At 41.8% G+C, this 13,118-nt stretch carries 12 protein-coding genes; 8 read left to right on the forward strand and 4 right to left on the reverse strand.

Annotation, left to right across the window (positions count from 1 at the left end; translation table 11 throughout):
- Positions 1 to 512: 512 nt before the first annotated feature.
- From A3844_RS05420 to A3844_RS05435, 4 genes are all read right to left on the reverse strand, one after another.
- Positions 513 to 782, reverse strand: coding sequence for a hypothetical protein (locus A3844_RS05420; protein WP_074106826.1), 270 nt, complete (start codon positions 780 to 782; stop codon positions 513 to 515).
- 258 nt (positions 783 to 1,040) lie between these two features.
- The gene (locus A3844_RS05425; RefSeq protein ID WP_279629242.1) at positions 1,041 to 1,655 is read right to left on the reverse strand and encodes a response regulator transcription factor; all 615 of its coding nucleotides are present in this window, start codon (positions 1,653 to 1,655) and stop codon (positions 1,041 to 1,043) included.
- Between the two features lie 22 nt (positions 1,656 to 1,677).
- Entirely contained in the window at positions 1,678 to 2,769 is a 1,092-nt protein-coding gene (locus A3844_RS05430; protein ID WP_167374633.1) for a sensor histidine kinase, read from the reverse strand.
- Positions 2,770 to 3,533: 764 nt separating this feature from the next.
- Positions 3,534 to 3,983: a hypothetical protein gene (locus A3844_RS05435; protein ID WP_074106828.1), complete on the reverse strand. Its 450-nt coding sequence runs from the start codon at positions 3,981 to 3,983 to the stop codon at positions 3,534 to 3,536.
- A gap of 1,152 nt (positions 3,984 to 5,135) precedes the next feature.
- Here A3844_RS05435 and A3844_RS05440 point away from each other — a divergent pair.
- From A3844_RS05440 to A3844_RS05470, 8 genes are all read left to right on the forward strand, one after another.
- Positions 5,136 to 5,456 (forward strand): DMT family transporter, encoded by a 321-nt coding sequence (locus A3844_RS05440; RefSeq protein ID WP_074106829.1) that lies wholly within the window; start codon positions 5,136 to 5,138, stop codon positions 5,454 to 5,456.
- Between the two features lie 14 nt (positions 5,457 to 5,470).
- Positions 5,471 to 5,671, forward strand: coding sequence for a DMT family transporter (locus A3844_RS33970; RefSeq protein ID WP_425270596.1), 201 nt, complete (start codon positions 5,471 to 5,473; stop codon positions 5,669 to 5,671).
- A 343-nt stretch (positions 5,672 to 6,014) separates the two neighbouring features.
- Positions 6,015 to 8,234 (forward strand): MMPL family transporter, encoded by a 2,220-nt coding sequence (locus A3844_RS05450; protein ID WP_074106830.1) that lies wholly within the window; start codon positions 6,015 to 6,017, stop codon positions 8,232 to 8,234.
- A gap of 252 nt (positions 8,235 to 8,486) precedes the next feature.
- A complete protein-coding gene (locus tag A3844_RS05455; RefSeq protein WP_074106831.1) occupies positions 8,487 to 9,713 on the forward strand; it encodes a cytochrome P450 family protein in 1,227 nt (408 codons plus the stop codon).
- A gap of 252 nt (positions 9,714 to 9,965) precedes the next feature.
- Complete coding sequence (locus A3844_RS05460) at positions 9,966 to 10,847, forward strand: DegV family protein (protein ID WP_074106832.1); 882 nt, start codon at positions 9,966 to 9,968, stop codon at positions 10,845 to 10,847.
- Entirely contained in the window at positions 10,844 to 11,020 is a 177-nt protein-coding gene (locus tag A3844_RS32695; protein WP_167374634.1) for a hypothetical protein, read from the forward strand. Before A3844_RS05460 ends, A3844_RS32695 begins: the two co-directional genes overlap by 4 nt.
- Before the next feature lie 196 nt (positions 11,021 to 11,216).
- Positions 11,217 to 12,317: a sensor histidine kinase gene (locus A3844_RS05465; RefSeq protein WP_244169699.1), complete on the forward strand. Its 1,101-nt coding sequence runs from the start codon at positions 11,217 to 11,219 to the stop codon at positions 12,315 to 12,317.
- Complete coding sequence (locus A3844_RS05470) at positions 12,314 to 12,964, forward strand: response regulator (RefSeq protein ID WP_074103881.1); 651 nt, start codon at positions 12,314 to 12,316, stop codon at positions 12,962 to 12,964. Before A3844_RS05465 ends, A3844_RS05470 begins: the two co-directional genes overlap by 4 nt.
- The last annotated feature ends 154 nt before the right edge of the window (positions 12,965 to 13,118 follow it).

A 13,118-nucleotide genomic window follows, 5' to 3' on the forward strand; every position in this document is an offset into this window, starting at 1 on the left:
GTATATCCAGAGGTAGCCGGCCACTCAAAAAAAAAGAAGACCCTGTGGAACAGGTATTCTATAAAAGGAACACCGGATGAAAAACTGCAAAAAACAGAACTAATCTTCAGGACAAACGAGTTATTGATCTGTGCAAGTGAATATGGAGTAACTCTTACATTAACAAGGAATATAAAAGAGCCTTTATTAGAGCAAAAGATCTCTCAGATACTGGAAAATGCAATATACAATAAACAATCGATTGGAGTCGGTCTAATCAATAGTGATATATCTGTAAAAAGTTCTCATCTGCCTGTTTATTTTGAAGGCGAAGAAGCTTTTAACGTGTGTTCTCATAGGTACATGACATAGCGTATAAAATGATCAGAGACCAGCTAAATATAATTCCAGGAACAAGCTGTATGGTATTCTGATAAACCATTGAATGGTAGAAATCATGCCAATGTCTAAGAATACACCTACAGAAGCATTCAATTAAATTTGTGCGGGCGGCTTTCGTTAACATTGCGGCGTCATAGGTTATGAACAATAATCATGGCACCAGTTATAAGGATGAAAATTGGTCCAAGCAAATCCAGTTTGAAGTCATGCTCCATCAAGAAACGAAATGCGGTTTCTGCGTTGTGTGTAACGAGTTCAATCAATACAATACGTAACATAAATATAAAAAAAAGTATAGCAATACTGATGGGATGAGTGATGACGTATTTTTTACCCGATTTGTTATCCTGTTCTACCTTGGAAAGAAGCACCAGTGCTCCACCGGCCAGAACGCCGAGCAAGATGGAAGCTGCGAGTAACCCAGCCGTTGTGACCTCCAGTGGGAACATCATTAAGTACGGCGAAAATAGCGATTGTAGAAATTCAAAGACTTATTGTCATTTTGAGTTGCCTCCTTGAAAGGTATCTAAAGTAGTAAATAAAGTATACCCTTCGAAAGAAGGCAATAAGTCCACCTGTAGGTTGATTCTTCCTGTGATCTTGTCCACCTATAGATGTCAGAGCGTAATTTCATGTAGAATCAAGAAGATTGTTCTACTTCATTTAACTATGCCGTTACGGATAGCATATACTACGGCTTGTGTGCGGTCTTGGACTGCAAATTTCTGCAGTATGCGGTGTACATGTGTCTTAATAGTGCTTTCGCCAAGAAACATTTTGGAAGCGATCTCTTCGTTGCGTAAACCGTAAGCCATTTGCTGCAAGACCTCCAGTTCCCGTTTAGTAAACAAGTGCAATAAGTCGGTTTCTTCAACCCCAGTCTGTTTCTCTTCCGGCGCTTGCTTCTGAAGCGCCTCCCCCATTAACCTCGCGGCAAACGCTGTGCGAAAGATTACTTCACCTCTTAACGCTGCTCGGATTGCGGCCAGCAGTTCCTCCGGTTCGGTATCCTTGAGTAGATATCCAATTACGCCTGAACGAATACCTTCGTAAACGTATTCTTCCGTTTCAAAGGTAGTCAGGATAACGATCTTACAGGAGGGAGTTTGTTCCAATATCTTTCGTGTAGCTTCGATACCGCTGCATTGCGGCATCTGCACGTCCATCAGAATCAGCTGCGGTTTTTTTTGAAGAGCCTGTTCTATTGCTTCCAGGCCGTTTCCAGCTTCACCCACAACCTCCATATCAGATTGGGCGCCTATGATATATTTCATACCCTGACGTATAAGTGGCTGGTCATCCACCAGAAGGATTTTTGACTTGCCCAAACCTATCACCCTCCTTATTAGCTCTCAGTGGCAGCTGAATGTCAATCGCTATTCCTTGCGGCTCTTGCGCTTGAATGTGGCAGTGTCCGCCCATATCTTTGCAGCGCGTGCGAACACCACTCAAGCCAAAACCCTCCTGCCAAACACTGTCTGGCGTAAGAATTCCGTCGTCCCGATAATGTAGAACCACTTCGTGCTCGCTTTGCTTAACAGAGATGCATACGCGATTTGCATATGCATGGCGAATCGTATTGGTAATTGCCTCTTGCAGACAACGATATAGTACGACAGTAATATCCAAGGGCCATGATTCTTTTTCTGCCTCTTCACTCATCTCTAGCTGGATCTGAAGCGGAGAAAAAGAGGCGGTATGCTGAACCAAACTACGTAGAGACACACCGCCAGTACCGGTTTCGTTCGATTCCATGTTATGCACAATGGAGCGTACTTCTTGCAGACAACCACGTGTTACATCAAGCACATTTTTAAGAATTAGAGAAGCATTTTCTTCATCTGTTCTCATTGCATATGGCATCGCCTGCATTTGAACAATAACCGAAGTTAGCCTGTGCCCAATACTGTCATGAATATCGCGAGCGATTCTGCTTCGCTCTTCAAGCACAACGTTACGCAGTGACTGTATGGTCGCCAGCTCCAGCTCTTTGTGAGCCTGCTTTAACTTATCGTGTGTTATAGCCTGCTCTTCATGCATCATGGTCAGTTCTTCTGTAAAACGACGCTGCTCTTGTTCACGCATTCTTCTGAGTCGCATTAAGCGGAATAATGCAAACAAACCAACATAAATAAAAAAATCCTGTCTCAGCAATAACTCCCATGACTTCCCGTCATGCATAGCCAAAAGTAAAAACGTGGTCAGTAGGAAGGATCCCCCCTGAATCAAGGCTATCCAGCCGGGTAAACGTAGTGCGATGAAACTAATGAGAAGCCCCTGTAAGGAGAGGAGCAATGGGGTTTGGCCTTCAAACGTAAACCAATAACTAAGGGATGCCCCGTATAGAAGGGTAAACAATACACAGAGAATGAAGGTTGTAGAGAACAAAGAGACACACCATAGACTAATTATGTAAGCCAAACACAGTATCAAAGCCGACCATCGGGGCAAAGTTGAATGGGGTAGTAACGGTAAGAATACAAAAAGTAGAGTTACACTCATAGCAATGAATCCCTTGTGACGTGAAAAATAAGACATCGGTACTCACCTTCCAACCCTTTTCTTTATAGTAGCATAACCGGTGAACTGCATAAAAATCGACTGGCGAGTGACTTGGCAAAACAACCACACAAACTTCTGTCATGTATTAATTTGCAGATCAAAATTGCTGCCTTAAGTATCCCTTTCCTAAGTTTAGAGCAATACAAAAACAAGCCCTCGGAATCCATCCGGAAGAGCTTTTGAATACGGGGGTATATCCATTTTGAAGCCAATACCCAAGAGTGACCAAGAATCAATGGTGAGATTATCGTCTTCCCTTTTCATTGTTCAAAAACTGTTAACCTCGGGAAAAAGCCAGTGTAAAATCAAACTTTGTGTACCGAAGACTACGGCTATTCAGGCCCACAGAATCCAAAGAATATGCGAATAAGAGCTCGCACAAGGCCTACAGGGGCATTAGTGAAAATAGAAGTTATAGAGTTACAATTGACGCTCTTAAAGACAACTATAGCTATCGTAATTAACACAATCATCCACTCTTTTTATATGGAGCTAATTGTAAGGGGAAATAGAAAAGTTATGCGTCCACCTGTAGGTTGATTTTATAAATAAATAGCTTTCACGTAGGAGTTGGTTGTTTGCCTCAGCGTTTATTTGGAAAATATACGATTTGCCCGTGACACCACCACCCACTGTTGCACAGATAGGGTTATTGCGTAATAAATTAATAAAGTTGATTGACCAATATTTCCGATTTCATCTACCGCGAAGTGGAGTGCCATAGTGATAATCCACAACGTTATTGTCAGCCACGTTCCTTTTCTATATATTGTATTCTTTTCCACCCATAATCGTACAGTGTATGCTCGAATAGAAGCCATACCGACAGCAAGTATAGTTAAACTAAAGATAACTGTCGCAAAGGACGTGGCGGTTAAAGTGTGGTCATTAAGAAAATTCTTAAAAATGATACCACCAAATAGTAATAAAATTACTGGTAGTTTTAATTCCAATTTATTTACTTGTCGTATTTGTAATTGTCTATAAAGTATATACAACAGTGCTAAAATTCCGATGATTACCGGTGTGAAACTTCCCATGTAATAAAACCTCCAATTATTTTATTTAGTTTAATTTTCCAGAACTAATTTTCAAAGAATCAATGGCAAGATCTTCGTCTTTCTTTATCATTGTTCAGCAATTGTCCAATCTCAGGAAATCACCAGTGTAAAGTCGATCTTTGTGTACCGAAGACTACAGTTATTCCGGTCCACAGAATCCACACAATATGCGAAGATGAGACCGCAGGAGCATAACCCATAAATACGAAATTAATAGTAATTTGGAATAAGATTTAGAGAAATCCAGACAATAAGTGTGGTCATGATGCCCTGTGTATGTCATTGAAAAAACACGGCTATTCCTGGCCTACACAAGCATAATCAAAATTGGAAATGTTTTATCCTTACGGGACGCAGATGACGCACAATTTTAAAGAAAACTATAGTAACTATACCTATCGTAATTAATACAATCTATCACTCTTTTCATATGGAAGTACTTTCGTCGCTTCTAATTGTAAGTGACATAGAAATGCTATGCGTCCACCTGTAGGTTGATTTTTTTAAAATCTCTCTCACTCCAAAAGATCTGGCTAAAGCAATGATGTTCCTAAAATTGTTGCATAATTACAAAAATATTTAATGAGGGCATAATAACATCACCGGGCTTTGGTTTTGTCTTTGACAGCAGTTTTTTGTTAACAGTATTAGTACTGTGTGTACAACTAAAATGAAAAATATACTATAGACAGAAGAAAAAATGGAAACTTACTGACCAAATTACAGGAAAGTCTGCTAAAAAGGGTGGGGGCCCCTTTAGGGCTGGCCTGTGAACAATTCGTGTAGGCTGAAGTGAACGACATGATTTCAATCTTGATTTCATAAAAGGTGTATAAAAAGAGCATATCGTATTAGGAATACGCCTGATGTTGTATTTCTATTACATCAAATAAAAAAGTTGAGATTAAGGATTAGATGATTTGTTATATATTTAATTGATAGTAAATAGTATCAATTGATTAATAAAAATATCATTAAATGAGGGTGGAACGATAATCTTTGAGGAATGATAAGATGACAAGCGGAATGACAAAGGCGGATGAATGAAGATACTGCGAATCATACTATTCAACTCTATGAGCTTTCTTTACCTGTCTGCTCGAATTCGAAAAATTTAGGGGTACACAAATATTGAATCCATATTTTATTCTTGCATGCTCTATTTTGGCTGAAGTATTTGGCAGTTCGATGTTGAAATTGTCCAATGGCTTTAAAAATATTTACCCTTCAATTGGAGTCATTGTAGGTATGAGTATGGCATTCTATGGTCTTTCGGTATCGATAGAAACTATACCGTTAGGTACAGCCTATGCTATTTGGTCAGGGGCGGGTACGGCGCTCACCTCAGTAATTGGAATTGTTATTTATAAAGAGGTTGTTAACATCAAAAAGATTGCAGGTATCCTTTGTATCATCAGTGGTGTTGTTTTTATGAAGATTGCAACAAATTAATTGGGGGTGAGCAGATGAACAAAGGATATATCTATTTATGCATTGCAATTATGGGTGAGGTTTTCGGTACTTCAATGCTGAAATTCTCTGACGGCTTTACTAATTTATTACCCGTAATAGGTTTGATTGTTGGTATGGGTTCCGCTTTTCTTTTCTTATCACTCTGTTTAAAGACGTTGGCGTTGGTATTTGGGCAGGTATTGGAACAGCTTTAACTGCTTTACTCGGTGTCTCATATGGCATGATCCATTTGGGTTGTTGTCAGGAATTGGAATCCTGTTCATCGTAGGTGGGGTCGTTCTTCTCAATACTTCAAAAGGGACTAGTCGAGTTACTGGTCATTCCAATTAAGTCGGAAGAGCGAACTATGAAGGTTATCCGTATAAAATAATGACGAAGGAACAACCTGTGCGGGTTGTTCTTTTTTTCTTCTGTAAGTTTATTTCCCAAAAGTACATTGACCGCCTTCCCTTAAGTACGATGTATTTCCAAACCCAAAATCGTAGAATGAATGCAACAAGTAGAAATCAGTAATGCAGGATAGAGGGAGGAAACAAAATGGCAACATTATTATACCGGCTGGCACACTGGTCGGTGAGGAATTCAAAGAAGGTAATTATCGGAGGGGTAGGGATATTGCTGGCACTGGCGGTGCTGGCTTTAGCTATGGGACCGGCGTTCAGTGATGACTTGAGCATGCCGGGGCTTAAATCCCAAAATGCGATTGAAGTGCTGAACAAGGAATTCGCCAACCCGCAGGGAGACGGTGGAAAGACCCGAATGGTCATCAAAGCTCCTGACCAGGAGACATTGTCCTCGGAAACTGCTCAGGCCGTCATTCAAAAATCCTTGAAAGAGATTGCGGAAGACACACAAGTGAAATCCGTTGTGGGTCCCTATGAGAACCATTCCCTAAGTGCAAACAAGACCATAGCGTATATAGATGTAACTTATAAAACACCAGCCGGTGAAGTGACGGATGAATCCAGAGAGCATATTACGGACGTCGCTGATGCTATGCGCTTCTCAGGCTGGAAGGCTGAACTCTCTGGTGAAGCATTTGTACAAATGAAGATTCTGGGACCATCGGAAGTCATCGGTGTTCTTATCGCGTTTGTCGTGTTAGCCATTACGTTCAGCTCGTTCCTGCTGGGTGTTCTGCCGATTGCCACTGCCGCAGTGGGACTGGGGGTTGGGCTGCTGGGAATGATGATAGGTTCCAATATAGTAGATATTCAATCCGTAGCACTTTCGCTTGCAGCCATGCTAGGCCTGGCAGTTGGAATAGACTATGCGCTCTTTATTGTCTCCAGATTCCGACAACAGCTAGCGGAAGGGTACGAGCGGTCCGAATCGATCGCTATAGCTAATGCAACAGCAGGGAGTTCGGTTGTTTTTGCGGCTATCACGGTCATTATCGGTCTCGCTGGTCTTTCCGTTGTCCAAATCCCATTTCTGACTGCAATGGGATTGTCCGGAGCATTTGTTGTATTTGTAACCATGCTAACTTCTATCATCATGATACCGGCAGTGCTGGCAGCTTTTGGAGAGCGTATTAGTGCGAGCAGCGGCAATAGATGGCTGAAGCCGCGCAAGAGAGCGAACCATGAGAGCAACCGTTGGGGGCGCTTCGTGACCCGTAAGCCTTTGATAATGGTCATCGCAGGCGTGATCCTGCTGGGGACGATAGCCCTGCCGTTTCTTCATATAGAGCTTGGTTTGCCGGATGATGGGCAAAAGCCGACTGAAAAGACAGAACGCCGTGCCTACGATCTGCTTGCTGAAGGATACGGCCCTGGTTTCCATAGTCCGCTTGTGGTCCTGGCACGGGCAGATGGTGAAGGGAATTTTCTAGAGAATGTATCTAATGTAGCTAAAGAGATGGGGACATTGCCTAATGTAGGAAGTATGTCTCCGGCTATTCCGGGTCCATCAGGAAAACTGGCGTTAATCAATATCATCCCTGCTACCGGACCGCATGACGTGAAAACCAAAGAGCTTGTACAATCGATCAGGGATCAGGCACCTGAGATTTTGAAAAAAAATCATGTAGAACTGATGGTAACTGGAACCTCTGCAGTCAATATTGATATTTCCCAAAAGTTGAACGAAGCGCTCCCTAAATTCTGTTTGGTTATCGTTGGGCTGGCTTTGGTTCTCCTGATGGTAGTGTTCCGCTCCTTGCTAGTACCCCTTAAAGCCGTACTTGGTTTTATTCTGTCTCTTGCGGCAACCCTCGGATTTTCGGTCTTTGTTATACAGGATGGGCATATGGGCAGCATGTTCGGATTCTATGGAACAGGTACGGTATTGAACTTCATGCCGATTATCGTTGTGGGTATCTTATTCGGTCTAGCGATGGATTATGAGGTATTCCTTGTAAGCCGGATGCGCGAAGAATATAAAAAGACTGGAGATGCGAAAAAGGCAGTGCTTGCTGGAATGGGTCATAGTGGGAGCGTGGTGACTGCAGCAGGACTCATCATGATCTCTGTATTTACAGGCTTTATGCTGGCTGAAGATCCAATCATCAAATCGATGGGCTTTGCACTAGCGTTCGGAATTCTGTTTGATGCCTTTGTTGTTAGAATGATAATTGTTCCAGCAACTATGACACTGATGGGGAAATCGGCTTGGTACCTGCCGAAGTGGCTGGACCGGATTCTGCCGAACCTGGATATTGAAGGTGAAGCCGTGATGGAGAAGCTGAAACACCCAGACAGTGGAGTGGAAAAGAAGGAAAGCTTGCAGTTTTCTTCGAAACCTAATTTTGAGTAAAAGAAAAAGCCTGAAGAAGTCTTGCAAAAGTCTTCATAAGTTACAAGTAAAGAATATCTGACCCGGAAGACACAATAGTGTATATTTCCCTAATAAAAATACTAAAAAAGATAATTTTATACTATATTCACGAAGCTTGATTACATACAATCAGTATGAAATTAAGCCTAATCTTGAGAGTATTTGGAAACTATGGCTAGGGCTCAACAAGCCCGAAGAGACTCCACTTATAACATCGTCAGGAGGTTTGACATGTCAACGGATCAGAATAAGGAATTGGAGAGTTCAAAGGTAGACTTTCAGAACAAGAAATTTATCAATAATCCTTTTCCGGTGTATAGTGAGCTTCGAAAAAATGACCCGGTTCATCGTTTTCTCTTGCCTAGCGGCCAGTTTGCGTGGATTGTATCCCGGTATGAAGATGCAGCAGAGATTCTACAGGATTCACGTTTTGTAACAAATTCTCCGTATGCGGGTAATGAAGCGGGAGCGGGACCCCCGCACCAAGAAATCATTTCCCGTAATTTACTTAGCGTCAATTCTGAGGATCACCGCCGGCTGCGGCGGCTGGTACAGAAAGCCTTCACACCGCGGATGATTGAACGGCTTCGCGGCCGGATTGAAGAGATTAGTAAAGAACTTCTTGAAATCATTCAGACAAAAGAAAAACGAGAGATGGATTTAATTGAAGAATATGCTTTCCCGCTGCCGATTATCGTGATTTGTGAGATGCTGGGGGTTCCCGTTGAAGATCAGGATAAATTCCGTGAATGGTCTAATACCATCATGGAGGGGGTTAATAACACAGAATTCAATCAGAAGAGCGATGGAGCAATGGCGTTGTTTGTGGACTATCTTCATTCTTTGATAACCAAAAGGCGGTTGGATCTGCAGGAGGATTTGATTAGTGATCTTATCAGTGTAGAAGAGGATGGGGATGTCCTTTCGGAGCAGGAATTGTATGCACTTGTATTTGTACTTATCATTGCAGGTCATGAAACCACGGTAAATCTTATCGGTAACGGTATGCTTGCCTTACTGAATAATCCTGACCAGAAACAGTTGCTTCTAGATGATCCTGAACTGATCCAACCAGCTATTGAGGAAATTTCGCGGTATGACGGACCGGCTGAAGTGAGTAATGTACGTTGGGCAACAGAGGATGTTGAATTTGGCGGTAAGCATATTCAGCAAGGCGATATGCTCTTTGTTTCCTTCTCTTCGGCAAACCGTGACCCGCAGCAGTTCCCGGATCCGGATACATTTGATATAACACGCAAGGTGAATAACCATATCGCTTTTGGTAAAGGGATTCATTACTGTTTGGGGGCGCCTTTGGCCAGACTTGAAGGAGAGATCGCTATATCCGCCTTGTTGCGCCAAATGCCGAATATTCAATTGAAAATATCTGAGGAATTCATGGACTGGCGACCGGGTATGATTATTCGAGGATTAAAAGAACTTCCGGTAGTTTTTTAGTAGTTGTTTGTTGGTTTTCTTTTCAATATATAGAAGCTTCTATAGTGAAATGTTTATTACAGCAGCTTGTCCATAGACAGGCTGCTCTTTTATCTGGATACAGTACCCTCACTTTGTAGTGCGATTATTAAGGAATAAAAAGAGTATTGATTTCCCTTTCGTACATAAGGTATATGCCCTTACGTACGATTTTTTTGTGTATTCAAAACGCTATAATAAGCCTTATACAACATTGAGGTCAAGGAGATGCCTATGTCACTTCTTCAAATCTTTACAGACAGCTTGGCCGATTTGCCAAAAGTATTCATAGAACAACATCAAATACAACTCGTACCAGTGTATGTAGTTTTTAATAATGATAAGGTTTTTAAAGATAAAGTGGATTTATCTACTGATCTAATCTGCAAACTGGTGCTCGAACAAGGGAGAGTTCCCGGTATTGCGGCTCCATCCGTGAATGATTTCATATCCGCGTTTACACCCGTTATTTCCGCCGGGAAGGATGTTCTTTTTATCAGCATAGCTTCGGAACTGTCACCGGCCTATAAGAATGCAGTTTCTGCGGCAGGCGCATTTCCGTCAGGACGGGTGTTTGTTATAGATTCGGAAAGCCTTTCATCCGGAACCGCACTATTAGTTATGCAAGCAGTCCTTATCGCCAGTAAAGGATTTCAAGTGACTACCGTTATTGAACGGCTACAACAATACCGTCAGAATATGAAGTTTACGATGCTACTGGATGATACAGGGACTTCTAGCATACGAGGTAATGTCTACGGATTGGAGAATCGGATAATAAGCCCGCTAGCTCTAAGATCTGAGGGTGAAGTGAAAACGGGAAGGATTCGAGCTGATGACAAATACGCCACAAGTCTTGTGGATGCGATTCTTCATGAAATATTAGTTAATCAACATGAAGTGGATTCAAATTTGGTTATCATTTCACAGACTCTGGCCGAGCGCCCTGCGGAGTATTTAAAGGCAAAACTAATTGAAATGACGAGAATAAAAACCGTACTCATAGCTCCCAGTATTTGCGGGCTGTTAAGCCGCACGAAACCTCGAAGTCTAGCGGTAAGCTATCTAATGAAACCTATTAAAACGAAGTCCTACAAGCAGGAGGAAGCTAAATGACAATTGGACATGAAATGTATGTGAAAGAAGAAGTAGAGAGTCAACAGTTAGTAGAGGCTATGGACTCCCTTCAACAAGTAGAAGAACAGAAGGCACGCCGTATAAATAGAATCCAAGTGACAGTGTTTACTGCTGCTGGGCTACTATTAGGTTATTTTTTTTCATTCGAATAAATCGATTTATGTTGCGGCGGAAGTCATATAAATAACCTTTTATTAAAAGGAAGAATAATAAGAGACAGGTTGTGTAACGATGAAAAGTATGCGCACTTTTCTAAATGAAAGTACAATACAGTATGAGAATTCCGATGAAATGCTTGTCTCCCGGATTCCCATCCTGCTGTGGATACAGATGGTATATGTAGCGACGATGATTCTGCAAAATGTTAAAGAACTACTCATCCTACCCGACATTTTCTTCACAATGACCTATGTGCTTCATGCCCTGTTACACTGGAATTCATTTAGGCTGACACGTTCCCGGTCATGGTTGTATTTTTTGATTCAAGGACTGCTGATCCTGACCTGTGCATTACTGCTGCCTGAAGGTTCTCCTGCTGTTCTTATTGGATTATTGCCTATATTAATCGGCCAGAGTGTAGGGCTTTATTATCACAAAAGAAAAATCACATTTGTATTTCTGTTCTGTGTGTTTATATTCTGCTATGCTCAGCTGTATTTGGGGAAAATGCCTGACTTGCTTCTGTTGATTCCTTTATTTCTATTAATGTTAATTATTGTTATAGCGTATGCATTACTGTTTTTTGAACAAGTTCATGCCCGGCTGAGGACACAGAATTTTCTAAAGGACTTGGAAAAAGCGCACCGGAAAGTAGAGGAACTTACTTTGGCAAATGAACGGCAGCGTATGGCCCGCGACCTACATGATACGCTTGCGCAAGGGGTAGCTGCTTTCGTTATGCAGCTTGATGCTGCAGATGAATTTATCTCACAGGGAAATATTCGAAGATCACAGGAAATTATTCAACAGTCGATGAGCCAGGCGCGAAGTTTATTGGCTGATGCCCGGCGGGCGATTGATAATCTAAGGATGAAATCCTCTTCCGATCTTGACTTTCGTGAATCACTTACTGATGAGATACAACGTTTTTTCCAGGCGACCGGAATTAATGTATATCCTAAAATCCAAATGGTCAGCCAAATGTCCAGAATGCTGATGGAGCACAGTCTATATATCGTAAGTGAAAGTCTAACCAATGTGGCGAAGCATGCAAAGGCGGACAAAGTCTGGGTGACTGTGACTGAACGGAATAATCGTATTGAGATTGAGGTCAAGGATAACGGGACAGGCTTTGATACAAGCCAGATCGGCAAACAGGCAGGCCATTATGGCTTGCTGGGTTTATATGAGCGTGTACGGTTGATTGGAGGTCAACTCCAAATCACCAGTACATCTAGAGGTACACGAATTATAATAGAAGCATCCATTCATAAAGGAGACAAGCTATGAGTACCATAAAGGTATTGATTGTCGATGATCATCAGCTCGTTCGTGACGGCTTGAAGCTGATTGTCGAAACCAACGAACGGTTTGATATCATTGGAGAAGCAGAGAATGGACAGGTGGCGCTGCGCCTGATAGACGAGCTGAAGCCCGATGTCATTCTGCTGGATCTGAATATGCCAGTAATGAGCGGAATGGAAACGATGGAGGTATTAAGTGACAATCAATGTGAAATTCCGGTCATCATCTTAACCACCTATAATGAAGATGAATTAATGGTAAATGCGCTGGCACTGGGGGCAAAAGGTTATCTGCTGAAAGATACCAATCGTGTTCATTTGTTTCGGACTATCGAATCTGCGATCCGGGGAGAGACACTGCTACAGTCTGATATCATGACCAAAGTGTTAGCGGCCAAAGAGCGTAAAGAAGGTTCCGATAAAAAAACAGAGATCCCTGTTTTAACGGACAAGGAAAAAATAATACTTCAATTTGTAGCACGTGGATATAAAAGTAAAGAAATCGCATTTGACATGGGTGTTACAGAACGGACGGTCAAGGCGCACTTAACAAGCATTTATTCAAAACTTGGAGTGGATTCAAGATCTCAAGCAGTGGCTACGGCTATGGAACGAAGGATTATTCATATCTAAATGCGGAGATTAGAATTAATGGAGAAGTGTATAATTTATTTTTTCATAAAAAATGACTAATATGTTCTAAATTTACTTAACTCGCACAAATGTACTTTATGCATAAATGCTGCATAACTACAAATGTGTTTTTTTTCGCCCAAATCACCCGACC

Source organism: Paenibacillus helianthi, from assembly GCF_001909055.1.
Taxonomy (GTDB): domain Bacteria; phylum Bacillota; class Bacilli; order Paenibacillales; family Paenibacillaceae; genus Paenibacillus_AQ; species Paenibacillus_AQ helianthi.

Coding starts and splice junctions, on each gene's coding strand:
- A3844_RS05425 (WP_279629242.1), bottom strand. CDS start 1,655: ATGAAATATATCATAGGCGCCCAATCTGATATGGAGGTTGTGGGTGAA.
- A3844_RS05435 (WP_074106828.1), bottom strand. CDS start 3,983: ATGGGAAGTTTCACACCGGTAATCATCGGAATTTTAGCACTGTTGTAT.
- A3844_RS33970 (WP_425270596.1), top strand. CDS start 5,471: ATGAACAAAGGATATATCTATTTATGCATTGCAATTATGGGTGAGGTT.
- A3844_RS05450 (WP_074106830.1), top strand. CDS start 6,015: ATGGCAACATTATTATACCGGCTGGCACACTGGTCGGTGAGGAATTCA.
- A3844_RS05455 (WP_074106831.1), top strand. CDS start 8,487: ATGTCAACGGATCAGAATAAGGAATTGGAGAGTTCAAAGGTAGACTTT.
- A3844_RS05460 (WP_074106832.1), top strand. CDS start 9,966: ATGTCACTTCTTCAAATCTTTACAGACAGCTTGGCCGATTTGCCAAAA.
- A3844_RS32695 (WP_167374634.1), top strand. CDS start 10,844: ATGACAATTGGACATGAAATGTATGTGAAAGAAGAAGTAGAGAGTCAA.
- A3844_RS05465 (WP_244169699.1), top strand. CDS start 11,217: ATGATTCTGCAAAATGTTAAAGAACTACTCATCCTACCCGACATTTTC.
- A3844_RS05470 (WP_074103881.1), top strand. CDS start 12,314: ATGAGTACCATAAAGGTATTGATTGTCGATGATCATCAGCTCGTTCGT.